Genomic DNA, 17,444 nt, shown 5'->3' with positions numbered 1-17,444 from the left:
TGACGCGCCGTCCCCGTCGGGGGCGGCGCGTTCGCGTTCCGGGAGGCGGGAAATAATCCGTGTGCTGGGGTATTGATAGTTGCAAAACGGTTTGCTAGTGTCGGCACTACCACAGTAGGTATACCCGGTTCTACTGTATCTGAGCATGTGGATATAGGGGTATTCCTATCTTTCGCAGAAGAAAGGTCGACACATGTCCGTTGTGCCCCTTCACGTCGATCAAGCGTCCCTTGCCAAAGGGACCGCCGACATGCGCGACTCGATCGAGCAGGTCCGGTCGCAGCTCAGCAAGATCCGGGGCGAGGTCGCCGCGTCTTCAGCCTTCTGGTCCGGCTCGGCCGCCGCGTCCTTCGGAACCCTCATGACCGAGTACGACACCAAGGCCAACAAGCTCCAGGGTGTCCTGGACACCATCGCCCTGCTGGTGGACAAGTCGTCCGCCAACCACGTGAACAACGAGGAGATGCAGGGCCGCAACATGAACAGCCTCATGGGCATGCTGACCGGCAGCGCCTGACCGACATCCGCCCCTCCCCATCGTTTATCAAGAAGGTGAATTCATGGACGTACTGAAGGTGTCGCCCGCCGAGCTCGAGGCGTTCTCCGGCAAGATCCAGTCCTCCTCGGCCGAACTCGACTCCATCCTCGACACCCTGCGTGCGCGCCTCGACGCCATGCAGTGGACCGGTGGCGACCAGGCCGCCTACTTCCAGCAGCGCACCGAGTGGGACACCGCGGTTCGCGACCTCAACATGCTGCTGAACAAGATCGGCCAGACCGTGGGGCTCGCCAAGCAGGACTACGTGTCCACCGAGAGCGCCAACGCCAAGATGTTCATGACCTGAGTCGCACGGCTCCCCATACGGCTCCGCCCCCACTACTGGCCCTGGCACCCGAGTGGGGGCGGAGCCGTATGCGTGCCCGCCGCCGGCCGGCTGCCGAGGTCGTGGCGCACCGGCGGCGTCCGCGTGGTAGGCAGTCGAGGTGATCGGACGACTTCCGCTCGACGAGCAACTGCCGGCGCTGCGCGAGACACTGTGCCGCAACCCCGCGATCCCCGCGCTACTCGACCGACTGGCCGGAATGGATCTGCCGGGCTGGTACCTCACGGCCGGCTGCCTGTTCCAGACCGTCTGGAACGTCGCGACGGGACGGGAACCCGCCGCCGGGATCCGCGACTACGACGTGTTCTACTTCGACGACACCGACCTGTCGTGGGAGGCGGAGGACCGCGTGATCAAGGCCGGCGAGTCCGCCTGCGCCGACCTGGGGCTGACCGTGGAGATCCGCAACGAGGCGCGCGTCCACCTCTGGTACGAGGAGAGGTTCGGCGTTCCGGCGGCCCCCTACACCTCCAGCGAGGCCGCCATCGACAGCTTCGCCGCGACGACCTGCTGCCTCGGGGTGCGGTTGAGGGCGGACGGGTCGTGGCGGGTCTACGCCCCACACGGGCTGTCCGACGTGTTCAACCTCGTGGTGCGTCCCAACCCGGTACTGGCGACCGAGGAGGTCTACCGGACCAAGGCGGCCCGGTGGCGGCGGGAATGGCCGAGCCTCACCGTGATGCCGTGGCCCACCGGGTGATACTGCGGCCGCCACGTTCGGCCGCCTGGTCCCCGCCCGGTGACCACTCTCCACCACTTGGTCCCCGCCCGGTGGCCCCCCCGGGGCGGAACTTGCCTGATATATGCCTTTCTGCGCCGTTCGTCTTAATCTTGCGGGGACCAAGCGGAACGGGGCGGGGACCAAGCGGGGAAGGGAACGGATCAGGGCTCGGCGGTGACCGGTTCGGATTCGGCGATGCGCAACGCCTCCACCAGTTCCCGGTACAGCGAGTCCTGGCGCAGCAGGGTGTGGTGGTCGCCCTGGCGGCGGATCCGGCCGTTCTCCATGACGACGATGCTGTCGGCGTCGATGACGGTGGACAGCCGGTGGGCGATCGTCACGACCGCGCCCTGCCGGGATCGGCGTGCGATGCAGTCGGCGATGGCCGCCTCGGTGATGCCGTCGACCTGCGCGGTCGCCTCGTCGAGCAGCAACACCTCCGGGGTGCGCAGGACGGCGCGGGCCAGCGCGATCCGCTGCCGCTGCCCGCCCGACACCGACGTGGAGGTCAGCGAGGTGTCGAGTCCGTCGGGCAGCCCGGCGACCAGCTCGGTGAGCTTGACCTCCTCCAGTGCCACCGCGATCTCCTCGGGGGTGGCGTCGGGATGGGTCAGCAGCAGGTTCTCCCGGATGGTCCCGGGCACCACCGGCGTCTCCTGCTCCACATAGGCCAGCCGTTCGCGCACCTCGCCGTGCCGGTAATCGCGGTACTCACGACCGTCCAGTTCCAGGGTCCCGGACTGCGGTTCGAGGAACCGCAGGATCAGTGAGAACAGCGTGGTCTTCCCGGCGCCCGACGGCCCCACGACCGCCAGGTGCCCGCGCCGGGGGACGTCCAGGTTCACCTCCCGGACCGCCGGTTCCAGTCCGGGTCCGTACGAGGCGGTGACGTCACGCAACCGCAGCACCGGCGACTCGGGCGCGGGCGGTGTGACGCGCCCGCGCCGCGCGGTCGTGTCGTCCTCCACCGGGATCCGTTCCACGTCGCGGATGCGACCCGCCGCGGCGACCCCCGACTGCAGGGCGGTCAGGTTCTGGCTCAACTCCATGATCGGTTCCATGAGCTGGAACGCGTACAACAGGAACGCGATGAGGCTCGACACGGCGAGCCATCCCTCACCGACCCGCCACGCGCCGATGCCGAGGATCATGATGATGGCCAGTTGGATGCCCGACCAGGAGATCGTCCAGGCCAGCGCCTCACGGCGCACCGCGGCAATGCTGTAGCGGGTGGACTCCCGCGCCTCGGCGATGATCCGGTCGCCCTGCCGCCGCTCGGCACGGCTGACCTTGATGGTGCGGATCGCCCGCATCGCCGATTCGAGGGCGCCCGCGAGCCGCCCGACGTGCTCCTGCGCCTGTTCCTGTGCCTTGGCGATCGGCGGCATGAGGATCGCGAACGCCACGCCGACCAGCACGACGGCGGCGACGGTGGTGGCGAGCAGGACGAGGTCCAGCACCGCCATGAGCACGAGGGTGCCGACTAGCATCACCGCACCGTTGAGCAGTCCGATGATGCTGGCGGCGGCGGCCTCTCGGAGCAGCACGGTGTCGGAGGTGACCCGTGCGACGAGTTCACCGGTGGAGCGGCCGGTCACGGCGGGGATCTTCGCGCCGAACAGCCTGCGCACCATCGAGGTGCGGGCCGACAGGACCACCTTCTCCCCCACCGACCCCAGCAGGATCCACTGCCACGTCCAGATGAGTGCCCCGAACACCAGCAGGACCACCAGGGCGATGACCGGACCGGTCAGCGATGCCGACGCCCCGAGCGAGTCGAGTACCCACTTGGTGACCATCGGGGTCGCCAGGCTCATCGCGGAACCGGCGAGCGCCAGGACCAGGCCGAGCACGAGGCTGCCCTTGAAGGGTCTGGCGAAAGTCCACAGCAGTCTCAACCGTTCCCATGTGATGGGCGACTTCTCTCGGGACTCTTGCGGTGCCGTCATGATTCCTCCTGAAACTCGGCTATTCCGCAAGTGAACATCATTGTTCCATTTTTAACAAGCGATATACCGTTATGGGTCGAGTCACAGTACAATGGGAGCGTGACCGTGCCCGCCGAATCGAACACCCGCTCCCGTACCCGTCGCGCCATCCTCGACGCCGCCGTGGCGGTCCTGGCCAGGGACTCCACCGCGTCCGTCGGCGACATCGCCGTGGCCGCCGGCGTGGGGCGCACGACGGTTCACCGGTACTTCGCCGAGCGCTCCGACCTGATCAACGCCATCGCGGCCGACCTGCTGGAGAAGGTCCACAACGCCGTGGACCGGGCCCGCATCGACGAGGGTTCCGCCGTGGAGGCACTGGGCCGGGTGTGCCAGGAGTGGTTCGCGCTCAGCGACGGCTTCATGCTGCTGTTCAACAATCCGGAACTGATCAACGACCCCGCGTGGAGCGAGGACACCGAGTCCGACCTGAAGATCCTGGAACTGATCCGGCGCGGCATCCGGGACGGCGAGATCGACGGATCGATGACGGCCGAATGGGTCTCGAATCTACTGTGGTCGATGTTGTACGCCGGGTGGGAGTACCGCAGGTCGCACGGCGCCTCCAGCCACGAGGCGCTGACCCAGTGCCTGGCGAGCCTGCGAAAGGCCATCTCCCCCTGACCGGCGCGGCCGCTCGCCCTGAACCGGGCGAGTCGGTCACCCGAACGACGGCCACCGGTCGGCCGCCCAGGCCCGCCAGTCCGGCCACCCGGCAGGCGGACCGCCCACCGGCAGCCCGTCGAGTTCCGCGCCGGCCGGCTCCTCGAACGACGCCCGCCCGGACAGGATGTCGGCCTCGGTCATCGGCAGGGTCTCCTCGGGGGTCGTCGCCTGGCGATGCGCGATCCGGGCACGCTGGGTGGCGGCGTCCACCGGCAGATACACCATGTGGAACCGCGCGCCCTCGGCCTCGGCGAGCCACCGGACGGCGGACCGCTCGTCGCGGGACCAGCAGCCGTAGTCGACCACCACGTCGGTACCCAGCCGGACGGCCTCCAGGGCGAGCCACAGCATCCGCCCCTCCAGCACGTCCCGCCTCCCCTCCGGCTCGGGTACACCGAACAGCGGGATCATCCAATCGTCGGGCGTCAGGCGGAGCGCACCGTGCTCGGCGGCGATCCGCCGGGCGCGCGTGGTCTTGCCCGCACCGGGCAGGCCGACCATGAGGAACAACGTGGCCATCGTCAGATCGTGTCAGGCGGGCGGGCGGGTGACCACGCGATATCCGCCTCGGAACTAGTCGTGGCCCCACCACTGGGACAGTCGCCGCCGCAGCGGCTTGTGGTGCGCGTCGTCGACGATCTTGACCTCGCCCATCACGTTGACCAGCTTGATGCGCACCACCGGCGCGGCGCCGCCTCCGTTGTGGCTCAGGCGGGTCCGGACGTCACCCATCACATTGGACCCGTGCTGCCGGACCTCGATCCCGTTCGGGACGATGACCCGCACACTGCCCATGACGACGTGCCCGGTCACCTCGACCTCGCCGCCGGTCAACACCGCCTCGCGCAGGTCCAGGGTCACGTCACCCATGACGGCCAGCACGCGGAGCCGTTCCGGGATCCGCCCGACGAGCCGGTCCTCGTTGTCGCCCATGATGGCGCGGACCACCCGGCTCTCCTCGGAGCGGGCCACCTCGGCACCACGGCCGAACCCGGTGTGGGTCTCGGCCACCGGACCGGCGGCCGAGGGAAGGTCCACGGTGAGCCGGTCGAGCTCGCCCCGGGTACGGGACTGGTAGACCTGGTCGGCGCGTTCGCTGAACTCTCCCAGGGTCAGCCTGCCCTCCGACGCGGCGGCCTGCAGCCGGGCCACGACGGCCTCCCGGTCGGCGTCGGAGACCCGCAGCCTCGTCGGGTCGATGGGGGTGGATTCAGCCATTCTCAAAGGATAACCAGTGTCCACGAACACGTGGCGGCCCCGGCACGGAGCCGGGGCCGCCACCTTCGCCCCGTCAACCGGCGGTGACGGTGCGGGTGGTGGTGTGTGTGGCACCGGAGGTGTCGGTGACGGTCAACGTCACCCGGTAGGTTCCGGCGGCCCCGTACCAGTGGTGCGTGAAGACGCCCTGGCCGGTGGCCCCGTCACCGAACGCCCAGCGGTAGGAGGCGATGTCGCCCTGCGAGCCTGCGGCGTCGAACATGCAGATCGCGATGCCCTGGAAGCAGTTCACCGTGAACGCGGCCGTCGGGCCGTCACCGCCGCCGTCGCCCACCTGGAGCCGGAAGGTCGCGGTGCGGGTGGCCTCGGTGCCGGTGGCGGTCACCGTCACGGTGTAGGCGCCCTCGGGCGTGCCCGTCGAGGTCGCGATGGTCAGCCGGGCGTCGCCGTCGCTGGTGGTCTCGGCGGGGTCGAAGGTGGCGGTGGCTCCCGAAGGCAGGCCGGACGCCGACAGGGTCACGTCCTGTACGGCACCGGAGGTCACCGACATCGACACGTCCGCACCGACCGAGCCGCCCGGTGCCACCTCGCCCGAGGCGGGCGACAACGAGACCGAGAAGTCGTCGGTGGGCGGCGGGCCGCCGTCGATGAAACCGGTGTAGCCCAGCACGTTCGGGGAACCGGATCCGGGATTGCCGACCTTGCCGGTGCTGCCGTTGTTCACCAGGGCGTTGCGGACCTGCGCGGGCGAGGCCGACGGGTTCTCCGCCAGGTACAGCGCGGCGATCCCGGCGACGTGCGGCGCCGCCATCGACGTGCCGCTCATGGTCGTCGTCAGGGTGTCACCGCGGTGAGAGGCCGCGGTGATCTGGTTGCCGGGCGCGAAGACGTCCAGGCAACTGCCGTAGTTGCTGAAGCTCGCGCGGCCGTCGTTGCTGGAGGTGGCGCCGACGGTGATCGCCTCCCCGACCCTGGCCGGGGTGAAGTTGCAGGCGTTGGCGTTGTCGTTCCCGGCGGCCAGCGAGTACTGGTAACCGGCGGCGATGGAGTTGCGGACGGCCTGCTCCAGGGCGGGCTGCTGTCCGTTGCCGCCCAGGCTCATGTTGACCACCGACGGTGTGACGCCGTTGTCGGTCACCCAGTCGACCGCCCCGATGATGCCGTCCCAGGGGCCGGAGCCGCCACAGTCGAGGACCCGCAGCGCCACCGTCTCGGCGCGCTTGGCGACGCCGTACGTGGTGCCGACCGCCGTGGAGGCGACGTGGGTGCCGTGGCCGTGGCAGTCGGTCGAACCGCCGCCCGGTGTGATGAAGTCGGGGCCGGCGGAGGCGCGGCCACCGAAGTCGCGGTGGCTGAACCGGTTGCCGGTGTCCAGCACGTAGACGGTGACGCCCTCTCCGGCGCTGTCGGGGTACTCGTAGGTCTGGTTCAGGGGCAGGTCGCGTTGGTCGACGCGGTCGAGGCCCCAGGGCGCGTCGGTCTGGGTGCCGTCGAGCGTGGCCATGCCGACCGCCTCGACCGACTCCACGGCCGGGTCGGCGGCGAGCCGTTTCGCGGCGGCCTCGTCGAGTTCCAGCGAGAAACCGGTCATCGCCGCGTGGTAGGTGAAGCGCAGCTGCCCGCCGTAGGCGTCGGTCAACCGGTCGGCGGTCGCGGTGACGGATGCGCGGGTGGCGACGGCGGCGTCGTCGGCGAGGTCGACGAGGTACACGTCGGGGATGCGGTCGGGGGCGTCGGCCATGAGGATCGGGCCGGTGGCGGGTTCGGCGTGTGCCGCCGGGGCGGTGGCCACGGCCAGTGCCGTGCCGACCGCCAGCGCGCCGAGCGCGGCGAGGGGGCGTAGAGGTGTCATCGGTACCTTCCGGGCGAAGACCGAGACAGTCAGACATCTGAATGCCTCAGTTAACTGGTTGGTGGCCGCGACGCTACGAGAACGCCGTGTACGCCTGCTAGTGGGGAAAACCCTTGCGCCACCCCCCACGGCCGCCGCCTACACCCGGGTGCGCCGGCCGCGCAGACCCGCCAACTGGACCCGCGCCTGCACGCCCAACTTCCGGTAGATCCTGGTCAGCGTCGCCTCCACCGTCTTCACGCTCACTCCCAGGGCCGTGGCCGCCTGTTGGTTCGACGCCCCGTCGGCGACCAGCTCCGCCAGCCGCGCCTCCCCCGGCGTCAACCCGTCCACCCGGTCACCGGATACCGCATCCACCCGGTCCCGTTCCGAGTCGACGACCGCCGCCCAGCCCTCGGCGCCGCACTCCTCGAACGCCCGACGCGCCTCGGCCAGCAGCCGGCGCGCCACGGCCCTGCGGCGCCGGCGCCGCTCCAACCGGGCGGCGGCCAACAGGGACCGGCCCACGTCGATCCGCAGGCCGTACCGGGCGAAACCCTCCGTGGCGACGGCGAGCCGGTCGACGGCCGACACCGTCTCACCGGAGGCGGCCAGACACGCCGCCTCCGCCACGTCGAGTCGCGGTATCACATTGGACAGCCCCATCCGGGCCACCAGCTCCCGGACCCGCGACAGCTCCCGCCGCGCCTGCTCCACCTCACCGCTGCCGGCCAACGCCTCCACCAGTTCCGGCCGCCACAACAGGATCGACGGATCGACGGTCCCGGTTCCGGTCTCGATCTCCCCCGCCTCCCGCAGCGGCGGCACCGCCGCGGCCGGGTCGCCGCCTCGCGACAACGCCACTCCCGTGGCGAACAGCCCGCGCGCGGTGAACAGCACGTCCCGCTCCTCACGGGCGGACCGCAGCCCCCGCCCGGCGGCGCGTACCGCCGACTCGAAGTCGCCCGCCGCGACGTCCACCAGGGCCGACAGGTACCACACCGGCGCGGGCGACAGGTCGCCGTCGGCCAGCAGGGTCAACGCCTCGTCGAGGTGCGCCCGCGCGTCCCGGCAGTCACCGAGTCGCGCCTCCACCTCGGCGAGGCCGCGCAGCACCTCGATGCGGCCCTTGAACTCGCCCGCCCGCCGCGCCTCCGACAGCAACACGGTGAAGTCATCGCGGGCCTCGGTCAGCCGGTCGTCGAACAACCGGTGCCGCGCGATCGCGAACTGCGCCGAGGCCGCGATCTCGGTACCGGGGCCGTCCGACGCCTCCAGTGCCTCCGAAAGGGTCGACTCGGCGGCGGCGACGTCCCCCAGCGACCGCTGCATCCTGCCCTTCATGGTAAGGATCTGCATGCGCTGCTGCGGTTCTCCCGCGTCACCGCACACGCGCGACGCCTGCTCGGCGAGGGCGAGCGCGCCCGCCACGTCACCGTCCCTTATGTACGCACGCCAGCACTGCCACATCAGCAGTTCGGCCCGCAACGCCGGTTCCGTCTCGGTCTCCAACGCCGCCGCGGCGAACGCCCACTGCGCACCGTCGAAGTGCTGACCCACGGCGTTGATCATCGCCAGCAGCGCCTCCATCCGCTGCGCGGGGACGGTGGCCCTGCGGCACACCGACTTCGCGGCCCGCTCCACCAGTCCCAGTCGCCCGGCCGCACTGGCGTGCCGCGCCGCGACCAACAACCGCGCGACCACCGCTGCGTCCTCGGAGGCCGGGGTACGGTCCGCCGCCAACAAGGCCAACTCGGCCGCCAGCAGCGGGTCGCCCCGCCCGATCGCCTCCGACGCGGCCTCGTCCAGGCGGGCCGCCGACACCGCGTCGTCGCCCGCCAGGGCCAGATGCCGGACCGCCGCCACCGAGTCGGCGACGACGCCCGCGAGCGCCCGATGCGCGCGCGACGCCGTGCGCGTCGACGCGCCGTCGCGCAGCGTCTCCACCGTGGCCTCGGCGTGGAAGACGATCCGGCCGGCCGCGTCGACGTGGACGAGCCCGAGACGTTCGGCGGCCACCAGATCCCGGCGTGCGTGCGTGCGTCCGGCGCGCTGCAACAACTCCACGGTCGGATCGAGGGCCGACGCGGCGGTCAGCAGCGTGTACCGGGTGCGTTGCGACAGGGTCGCCAACTGTTCCTCCGCGAGGTACGCCGGCGGGGCGGCCTCGACGTTCCCGGTCGAGGCGGTCGTCATCCGCAGGGCCGAACCCGGCAGCCCACCGCTGGCGCGGTGTGTCTCGGCGACGATCCGGCTCGGAAGGCGGAACCGGGCCAGCAGTTCACTGGTCTCGGCCAGCGACCAGAACGGCACGGTGACCTCCTGGTCGGCGGGGAGGCCGAAGCGGTGCGCCAGACCGGGTTCACGACCGGCGAACACCGCCCGGACCCGTTCCGGCGGCAGGTGCCTGAGTAGCTGCGACAGCGAGTCCACCGTCCCGGGGTCGCAGTGGTCCGCCGCATCGACGACCAGCCACACGGGACGGTCGGCGCTCAGACCGGTCAACAGGTCACGCAGGCCCAGCCGCAGCGCCGTCGGATCCGAGTCGCCGTCGCGCGTCCGCAGCAGCACCTCTACGGCGTTCCTGCGAGGCGGCGGAAGGGCCGCGATCCGTTCGGGGGCGACGGTGGCGAACAGCTCCGCCAGTCCCGCCAGCGGTACGGAGTCCGCGGAGGGGAACGCCCGCAGCGCGGTCTCGCCCGGCGGCACGGTCTGTTCCAGGATCACCGACTTGCCGACGCCCGCGGGACCGCACACCACCACGCGGTGGCGCTCGGCGAGGATCCGGCGGATCCGGCGCATGAGCCCGACTCGGGGCACCAGGGGGTCAATCGAGGTCATGATGCGATCTCCTTGCCCACCCGATGCTATTCGTCCCGGGACGTCGCGGGAAGGTCTCGGGCCGCCGGAGATCGCAGGCGCGAAGGGACAGGGGCGGCGGCGCACCCGGCACGGTGCGCCGCCGGCGAGGGGGAAGGTCAGACCAGGACGGCCGCGCGTCCCAGGTAGTTGTCCCAGTACGCCCACAGGGTCGCCGCGCTGGCGTACTTGACGGTGTTGTTGACCGCGATCGGGTCGAGCACGATGTACAAGCCCGAACCGGAGTCGTATCCGGCGACGGTCAGGAAGTGCGGCACCCCGTTCGGGTCGGCGACGTTCACCGGCCAGTTCAGGCCACGGGTGTTACCGGCCATCACGGCCGCACCGCCGTTTCGCACGTGCGCCAGGGAGTTGTCGAAGTTCCAACTCGTGTAGCTGCTGAGCCCGTAGGAGGCGAAGGCCGTGTTGACCTGGTTCTCGTTGGTACCGCCGGTGCGGACGTCGCGTTGCAGGCCCATGTCCTCGCGGGCGCGGTGGATCGCCTCGACGGGGTACCCGGCGCTGTACCCGTGCGGGGTCACGCCGATCGCGAGCAGCGCGGTGACCACACTGGTCGGCCCGCAGTCCTCCCACTGGGTCCACTGTCCCTGGTTCTGCCGGATCGGAACGATGTCACCGTCGGAGGGCGGATCGTCGTCGCAGAGTGGGACGCCGGGGATGCGGCCGTCGTGGCCGGTCGCCATGTACGCGTCGGCGAGGTAGCCGCCCAGCGCGGTCGAGTAGTCCCAGATGTTGGAGGTGAAACCGTACGTGTTCGTCACGTACTCGCCGTACGCCTGGCAGGCGATCCACACCGCGTCACCGGTGTCCACCGAACCCACCACCGCACTGGAGGTGTTCGGACCCTGCCGGACGTTCAGGCCGTCGCCGTCGGTGTTACCCACCGTCGCGTATGCGTCGGCGTGTGCCGGGGAGGCCGATACGAGTAGGCCGGCGAACAACGCGGCCAGGATGATCGGGACGGCGGTGATCCGCCGCAGTATTCGGGTGCGTGTCATTCTCGCTCCTTGTCGGCTCGGTCGGTGGGCTACCGGATCGCCGGCCCCGACTCGGGTGGGCCGGGCGCACGAAGCCATATATTGACGAACGTGGATTAAGTTACCACGATTTCGTACTATCCGAAATCGTAGTAATGGAGCGGCCGACGACGCGCTCTCGTTGCACGACAAAGGAACACCGCGTTCACACCGACAGAGACGGACGGCCGACACGTCACAGAAGACCGTTCGCCGTCACCATCACCGGTGCACCAGACAGCCGAAGCGGCGGCACGGGCAGGCGGCAGGCGATCGGCACCGACCCGATCAGAAGGCCGTAGGAGCGAGCGCCCACACCGTCCCCGCCCCGCAACTCCGCTGGACTCAGGGGGCCTCCAACCTCCGCCCCATACTTCGAGCGTAGAACCGGATCCAGGGTGGTGTCATCCCCGTAGCCGCACGCCTGTGGATGACGTGGGGATTGTGGATAACCCCGTGACCTGCGGCATGTGGGTGGCGAACCGGCGGTCCACGTCCATGTACTCGCCGGCGATGCACCGGGCGTCCACACCGGCGACACCGGGCGCCGAACCGCAAGGCCACTTGAGGAACACCGCCGCCGGGTCCCGGCGGGAGGTGCGGCCGTCGCTCAAGGTCCCGCCCTCACGATCCGTCGTCGCGACCGAGCCGGGCGGTCGTCATGACCTCGTCCAGGACGGCCCGGCTACGGGTCAGGTCGGCAATCGCACGGTCGATGCGTTCGGCTTCGGCGGACAGCTCCTCGGCCAGGGTGTGGGTGGCCCGTTCGTTCGGAGTGCCGTCGTGGTCGTGCATGCACGGCAGGAGGCCGGCGATGACGTCGCTGTGGAGCCCCGCCGCGAACAACGTCTGAATGCGGATCACCCGGTCCACCGTCCACTCCGCGTACTGGCGGTGCCCGCCGGGCGTGCGCGCGGATTCCAGCAGCCCACGCTGCTCGTAATAGCGCAACGAACGGGTGCTCACTCCGGTCCGCCGAGCGAGCTCACCGATACGCATGGGCTGCCTCACATTTCCTTGAACCTGACGCCGATGTGAAGTTCTACGGTAGTCGCGTGACGGACACCTCCACCACAGCGCCCCTCTTCGCACCCACACGCCTCGGTTCACTCGACCTGCCGAACCGGCTGGTCATGGCACCGATGAGCCGCCACCGTGCCACCGCCGACGGGGTACCCACACCGATCATGGCGGAGTACTACGCGCAGCGCGCCACCGCCGGGCTCATCATCGCCGAGGCGAGTACCCCGAACCAGGTCGGATACACCTATCCCGGCATCCCCGGCCTGTTCACCGAGGCCCAGACCGCCGGGTGGCGTCACGTCGCCGAGGCGGTCACCGCCGCCGGCGGCCGGATCTTTCTGCAGATGGAACACGGGGGCCGCATCGGCCATCCCGACAACAGCGGGCTCGTGCCGGTGGCGCCCTCTCCGATCGCACTGCCGGGCACCGTCCAGACGCCGAGTGGGCAACGCGACGCCCCGGTGCCACGCGAGATGACCACCGACGACATCCGCGAGACGGTGGCGGACTTCGCCGCCGCGGCGCGGCTCGCCGTCCGGGCGGGAGCCGCCGGGGTCGAGGTCCACTCCGCCAACGGATACCTGCTCAACCAGTTCCTCGCCACGAGTACCAACCACCGCACCGACGCCTACGGCGGATCGGTCCCGCGCCGCATCAGGTTCGTCGTCGAAGTGGTCGAGGCGGTGGCCGATGCGATCGGGCCGGACCGGCCTGCGCATCTCACCGGACAACCTCATCAACGGGATCGCCATGGACGACGCCGACCGGCTCTTCCCCGCGTTGCTCGACGCGCTCGCGCCCGTCGGCCCGGCGTACCTCCACGTCGGCTACGCCGACCCGGCGGCACCGCTGTTCGGGGAACTCCGGCGGCGCTGGCCCGCACCCCTCATCGCCAATCCCGTGCTCGGCCGCCGACTGCCGCTTCCCGCCGATGGTGGAACGAGCGCCGCCGCGGAGCTGCTGGCGGCGGGCGCCGACCTGATCTCCTTCGGGCGTCCGTTCCTGGCCAACCCCGATCTGGTCGCGCGGCTGCGGACCGGCGCCCCACTGAATCCGGTCAGACGGGACGTGTCCATGTACGGGGGCGACGCCACCGGTTACACCGACTACCCGTCGCTCACATAGCCGGCACGCCGCCCCTCCGATGCCCGGCGTATCCGCACTCGGTGACGTCCCGGTGTCGCCGTCAGTCCTCGGACAACGCCAGCCGGACGCGACGCGGTGGCGGTCCGAGGTGGCGTTCCAGAACCGTCAACGTCTCACTGAGCAGGCCCGCCAACCGGTCCAGGCGGGCCGGGCTCACGTCCCCGAAGATCCGCCGCTCCGCCTCCGCCTGCCGTTCCACGATGCGCGTGAACAGTTCCCCGCCCTCGTCGGTCAACTCGGCGGCCATCGCCCGCCGGTCGGTGGGATCGGGTACCCGGCTGATCAACCCCCGCCGCTGCAACCGGTCCAGGCGGCTGGTGATCGTGGTCGCCGCCGTCATGGTCCCGGCCGCCAACTGGCTGGGCCGCAACCGGTGCGGCTCCCCCACCCAGAACAGCCGCGCCAGGATCTCGTAGTCGGAGAACTGGATGTCGTGTTCCGCCGCCAGGGTAGCGGCGAGCCGGTCCAGGTAACGCGCGCAGATCAACAGCCGGTCCACCACGCCCTCCACGCGCGGATCGATCCCGGGAACCACCGACGCCCAGCGCCTGACCAGATCGTCGGTGTCGTCGCCCCTGTCGTTACCCGATGCCATCTGGACCTCCTCGCCGGTGGGACTCCACCTTAGAGGCCGTCTTCGGTCCTCATTCGTCGCGAGCGGTGTCCGGTCGAGTGCCTTCGCAAGGCGAAGGGCGTCCTGCGTACCGGTGTTGTACGCAGGACGCCTCAGCAGCATTGCCTTCGACAACGCCGCGAGGCGCCGACCGGGCGACGCGCAGCAGAACAGCAGGATCGAAGACGGCCTCGGAGAGTCCCTTCCGTCACCGGCCGAACGGCCGCGCCTCCCGGGAACAGCACCACCGTCCACAACGCACACCACGCGCAGTTCAGATCCGCTGCACCACCACGGCCTCCGCCCGTGCCACCGATGGCTCCTGAACCAATTTGGCCAGATCACCATGATCACTGGTGAGTATGACGACCGGGCGTAGACAAGCCATGGCGGTCGCGGCGACGATCGCGTCGATCGCACAACGGTGCCCCGACAAGCCGGTGTGCCCCAGAAGCTCCCCTGCGGCACGTGCGATCGCCGGACTAACCGACAGGACGTTGATCCGGCGTAGCACTCGATGCAGTTCGGCATCGCGAGGATGTCCGCGCAGGGTCTCGGTCAACGTGACGGCACTGAGACACACGGAAGCGGCCCGCGCTCGTGCCCGACGCAGGTACGCCTGCGCACGCGCGTCGTCGCGCGCGAGTTTCACCAGGCCCTCAGAGTCGAGGAACAATGTGCCGCCGGCGTTCAGTCGACGTCCGGCCATGCCGTCTCCGCCTCCTCGAGGTACTCCGAAGGAATCGGAGTGCCCCTGCGTGCATCGATCTCGCGATCGAGGTCCTCCAGGAGTTTCCACTCCAGCCGCAGAGCCACCGCCTCAGCGACGAAGGAGCTGATCTCGCCCTTGTCCAGCTCGTCGCGCAGCGACTCCGCCAACGCCGCGGGCAGCGAGATGCTCAACTTCTCAGAGTTCTTACCGAGCAACGGGGAGTTCTCGGCGAGCCCGAGCCGACTACGAACGACGGAGATCGCGTCGGAATCATCATGAGGTGCCATGAGATCATGCTACCACCGGTAGCATCGTCCCCACCCCGGACACGGCGATGCCCCCGTCCGGGAATCCGGGCGGGGGCATCTGACGTACGTGCCGACTACCTGGTCGAGGCGCGCAGTTCCTCTTCCTTGCGGTGCAGGTCTTCGAGACCACCGCACATGAAGAACGCCTGCTCGGGGAAGTGGTCGTACTCGCCCTTGGCGATCTTGTCGAACGCCTCGACGGTCTCCTTCACCGGGACGAACGAGCCCTCGACGCCGGTGAACTGCTTGGCCGCGTAGGTGTTCTGCGACAGGAACCGCTCGATCCGGCGAGCCCGGCCGACCGTGAGCTTGTCCTCTTCGGACAGCTCGTCCATACCGAGGATGGCGATGATGTCCTGCAGCTCGTTGTACTTCTGCAGGATCCGCTTCACCTCGGTGGCGACCCGGTAGTGCTCGTCACCGACGATCTCGGCCTCCAGGATCCGGGAGGACGAGGCCAGCGGGTCCACCGCCGGGTAGATGCCCTTGTCGGACACCTTCCGCTCCAGGTTCGTGGTCGCGTCCAGGTGGGTGAACGCGGTGTGCGGCGCGGGGTCGGTGTAGTCGTCGGCGGGGACGTAGATCGCCTGCATCGAGGTGATCGCCTTACCCCGGACGGAGGTGATCCGCTCCTGCAGCTCACCCATCTCGTCGGCCAGGGTCGGCTGGTAACCCACCGCGGACGGCATACGGCCCAGCAGCGTCGAAACCTCCGAACCGGCCTGCGTGAACCGGAAGATGTTGTCGATGAACAACAGCACCTCCTGGTTCTGCACGTCACGGAAGTACTCCGCCATGGTCAGCGCCGACAGCGCCACCCGCAGACGGGTGCCCGGCGGCTCGTCCATCTGGCCGTACACCAGGGCCGTCTTCTCCAGAACGCCGGACTCCTCCATCTCGGCGATCATGTCGTTGCCCTCACGGGTGCGCTCACCGACACCGGCGAACACCGACGAACCACCGAAGTTGTTCGCCACCCGGATGACCATCTCCTGGATCAGAACGGTCTTACCGACACCGGCACCACCGAACAGACCGATCTTGCCACCCTTGACGTAGGGGGCGAGCAGGTCGAGCACCTTGATGCCGGTCTCCAGCATCTCGGTCTTGGGCTCCAGGGACGCGAACGCCGGCGGCTTGCGGTGGATCTGCCAGTAGTCGTCGGCCTGGATCTCCTCGCCCGGCTTCAGGTTCAGGCACTCACCGATGGTGTTGAAGACGTGGCCCTTGATGCCGTCGCCCACCGGCACCTTGATCGGCGCGCCGGTGTTGCGGACCTCGGTGCCACGCACCATGCCGTCGGTGGGCTGCATGCAGATCGCACGCACCGTGTTGTCGCCCAGGTGCTGCGCGACCTCCATCGTGAGGGTCTTCTTGCCCTCGGACAGTTCCACGTCCACCTTGAGGGCGAAGTAGATCTCGGGTATCGCGTTGCGCGGAAACTCCACGTCGACGACCGGGCCGATGACCCGGACGACACGTCCCGTTCCGTTGCTTACCGCGGTCGACATTCCTTTACTCACTTCCCGCCGCGGCCAGCGCGCTCGCGCCGCCGACGATCTCGCTGATCTCTTGGGTGATCTCGGCCTGACGTGCCGCGTTGCGCTCCCGCGTCAGGGTCTTGATCAGTTCTTCCGCATTGTCCGTGGCGCTCTTCATCGCGCGCCGCCGTGCCGCCGACTCCGCGGCCGAGGCGTCGATGAGCGCCGCGTACACCCGAGTGGTCAGGTACTTCGGCAACAACGCGTCCAGCAGGGCGTCCGGCTCCGGTTCGAACTCGTACGCCGGGAGCACGCCGGTCTCGACGTCCTCGACCTCCATCGGCGCGAGCTGCCTCGCCTGAGGGGCCTGGGTCAGCAGCGAGACGAACTTGGTGTGCACGATGTAGAGCTCGTCCACTCCGAGGATACCGTCGGCGCCGGGGGCGTCACCCTCGTCGTCGGCGCCGTTGACGAACGCCGCCAGCAGCGTCTTGGTGATCTCGGCCGCGTCCGTCACCGACGGCTTGTCCGAGAAACCCGACCACTGGCCGGCCAGTTGACGACTGCGGAAGGTGTAGTAGCCGATGCCCTTACGTCCGGAGACGTACAGGGCGGTCGACTTGCCCTCCTCGTTGAGCCGGGAGATGAGCTGCTCGGCGGTGCGGATCACGTTGGTGTTGTAACCACCGCACTGACCCTTGTCGCTGGTCACGACCAGGACGCCGGAACGGCGGACCGTCTTGCGCGGCTGAAGCAACGGATGGTCGATGTTCGCCGTCGACGCCAGCGCCGTCATCACACCGGTGATCGCGTTGGCGTACGGCATCGACGCCGCCACCCGGGTCTGCGCCTTGCCGACCCGGCTGGTGGCCACCAGCTCCATCGCCTTGGTGATCTTCTTGATGGACTGAGTGGATTTGATCCGCCGCCGCAGCACACGTAGCTGCGCACCCATGA

General features: G+C 69.5%; 16 protein-coding genes and 1 pseudogene. 5 read left to right on the top strand and 12 right to left on the bottom strand.

The features are described from left to right. The first annotated feature begins 193 nt into the window (after positions 1–193). The 3 genes from LX16_RS15970 (at position 194) to LX16_RS15960 (ending at position 1,584) form a co-directional block, all read left to right on the top strand. Positions 194–517, top strand: coding sequence for a WXG100 family type VII secretion target (locus tag LX16_RS15970; protein WP_147139644.1), 324 nt, complete (start codon positions 194–196; stop codon positions 515–517). 43 nt (positions 518–560) lie between these two features. Next, on the top strand, positions 561–845 hold the full coding sequence (locus tag LX16_RS15965; RefSeq protein ID WP_147139642.1) for a WXG100 family type VII secretion target: 285 nt from the start codon (positions 561–563) through the stop codon (positions 843–845). 139 nt (positions 846–984) lie between these two features. Then, a complete protein-coding gene (locus LX16_RS15960) occupies positions 985–1,584 on the top strand; it encodes a nucleotidyltransferase family protein (RefSeq protein WP_147139640.1) in 600 nt (199 codons plus the stop codon). Between the two features lie 182 nt (positions 1,585–1,766). Here the strand turns inward: LX16_RS15960 and LX16_RS15955 are convergent, their stop codons facing one another. Next, entirely contained in the window at positions 1,767–3,554 is a 1,788-nt protein-coding gene (locus LX16_RS15955; RefSeq protein WP_211354527.1) for an ABC transporter ATP-binding protein, read from the bottom strand. Positions 3,555–3,653: 99 nt separating this feature from the next. Here LX16_RS15955 and LX16_RS15950 point away from each other — a divergent pair, with 99 nt between their 5' ends. Next, positions 3,654–4,217 carry a TetR/AcrR family transcriptional regulator gene (locus LX16_RS15950; protein ID WP_147139638.1) on the top strand — a complete coding sequence of 188 codons (564 nt, stop codon included), beginning with the start codon at positions 3,654–3,656 and terminating at the stop codon, positions 4,215–4,217. Positions 4,218–4,253: 36 nt separating this feature from the next. On the opposite strand, the gene LX16_RS15945 is transcribed toward LX16_RS15950, so the two are convergent. The 6 genes from LX16_RS15945 to LX16_RS15920 all read right to left on the bottom strand — a co-directional run bounded on the left by LX16_RS15945 (position 4,254) and on the right by LX16_RS15920 (position 12,203). Then, positions 4,254–4,778, bottom strand: coding sequence for a P-loop nucleotide/nucleoside kinase family protein (locus LX16_RS15945; RefSeq protein WP_147139635.1), 525 nt, complete (start codon positions 4,776–4,778; stop codon positions 4,254–4,256). Positions 4,779–4,832: 54 nt separating this feature from the next. Continuing rightward, a complete protein-coding gene (locus LX16_RS15940; protein ID WP_211354526.1) occupies positions 4,833–5,477 on the bottom strand; it encodes a DUF1707 SHOCT-like domain-containing protein in 645 nt (214 codons plus the stop codon). A 73-nt stretch (positions 5,478–5,550) separates the two neighbouring features. Beyond that, on the bottom strand, positions 5,551–7,329 hold the full coding sequence (locus LX16_RS15935) for a S8 family serine peptidase (protein ID WP_147139633.1): 1,779 nt from the start codon (positions 7,327–7,329) through the stop codon (positions 5,551–5,553). Positions 7,330–7,467: 138 nt separating this feature from the next. Next, positions 7,468–10,149, bottom strand: a complete 2,682-nt coding sequence (locus LX16_RS27980; protein ID WP_147139631.1) for a helix-turn-helix transcriptional regulator — start codon at positions 10,147–10,149, stop codon at positions 7,468–7,470. A 137-nt stretch (positions 10,150–10,286) separates the two neighbouring features. Then, the gene (locus tag LX16_RS15925; RefSeq protein ID WP_147139629.1) at positions 10,287–11,186 is read right to left on the bottom strand and encodes a hypothetical protein; all 900 of its coding nucleotides are present in this window, start codon (positions 11,184–11,186) and stop codon (positions 10,287–10,289) included. Between the two features lie 642 nt (positions 11,187–11,828). After that, positions 11,829–12,203, bottom strand: coding sequence for a MerR family transcriptional regulator (locus LX16_RS15920; protein ID WP_147139627.1), 375 nt, complete (start codon positions 12,201–12,203; stop codon positions 11,829–11,831). A 56-nt stretch (positions 12,204–12,259) separates the two neighbouring features. Here LX16_RS15920 and LX16_RS28265 point away from each other — a divergent pair. Then, positions 12,260–13,352 (top strand): annotated as a pseudogene (locus LX16_RS28265) (oxidoreductase). Between the two features lie 61 nt (positions 13,353–13,413). On the opposite strand, the gene LX16_RS26660 reads toward LX16_RS28265, so the two are convergent. From LX16_RS26660 to LX16_RS15890, 5 genes are all read right to left on the bottom strand, one after another. Then, positions 13,414–13,968, bottom strand: a complete 555-nt coding sequence (locus tag LX16_RS26660; protein WP_158645624.1) for a MarR family winged helix-turn-helix transcriptional regulator — start codon at positions 13,966–13,968, stop codon at positions 13,414–13,416. A 292-nt stretch (positions 13,969–14,260) separates the two neighbouring features. Next, positions 14,261–14,695, bottom strand: coding sequence for a type II toxin-antitoxin system VapC family toxin (locus tag LX16_RS15905; protein ID WP_147139624.1), 435 nt, complete (start codon positions 14,693–14,695; stop codon positions 14,261–14,263). Beyond that, positions 14,677–14,985: a hypothetical protein gene (locus LX16_RS15900; RefSeq protein WP_147139622.1), complete on the bottom strand. Its 309-nt coding sequence runs from the start codon at positions 14,983–14,985 to the stop codon at positions 14,677–14,679. Before LX16_RS15900 ends, LX16_RS15905 begins: the two co-directional genes overlap by 19 nt. Before the next feature lie 95 nt (positions 14,986–15,080). Then, positions 15,081–16,517, bottom strand: coding sequence for a F0F1 ATP synthase subunit beta (gene atpD, locus LX16_RS15895; protein WP_147139620.1), 1,437 nt, complete (start codon positions 16,515–16,517; stop codon positions 15,081–15,083). A gap of 4 nt (positions 16,518–16,521) precedes the next feature. Next, complete coding sequence (locus LX16_RS15890) at positions 16,522–17,442, bottom strand: F0F1 ATP synthase subunit gamma (protein WP_147139618.1); 921 nt, start codon at positions 17,440–17,442, stop codon at positions 16,522–16,524. Positions 17,443–17,444 lie beyond the last annotated feature (2 nt).

Origin of the sequence: Stackebrandtia albiflava (assembly GCF_007994225.1) — a bacterium.
GTDB lineage: Bacteria > Actinomycetota > Actinomycetes > Mycobacteriales > Micromonosporaceae > Stackebrandtia > Stackebrandtia albiflava.
This window is presented reverse-complemented; position numbering and strand designations above follow the sequence as displayed.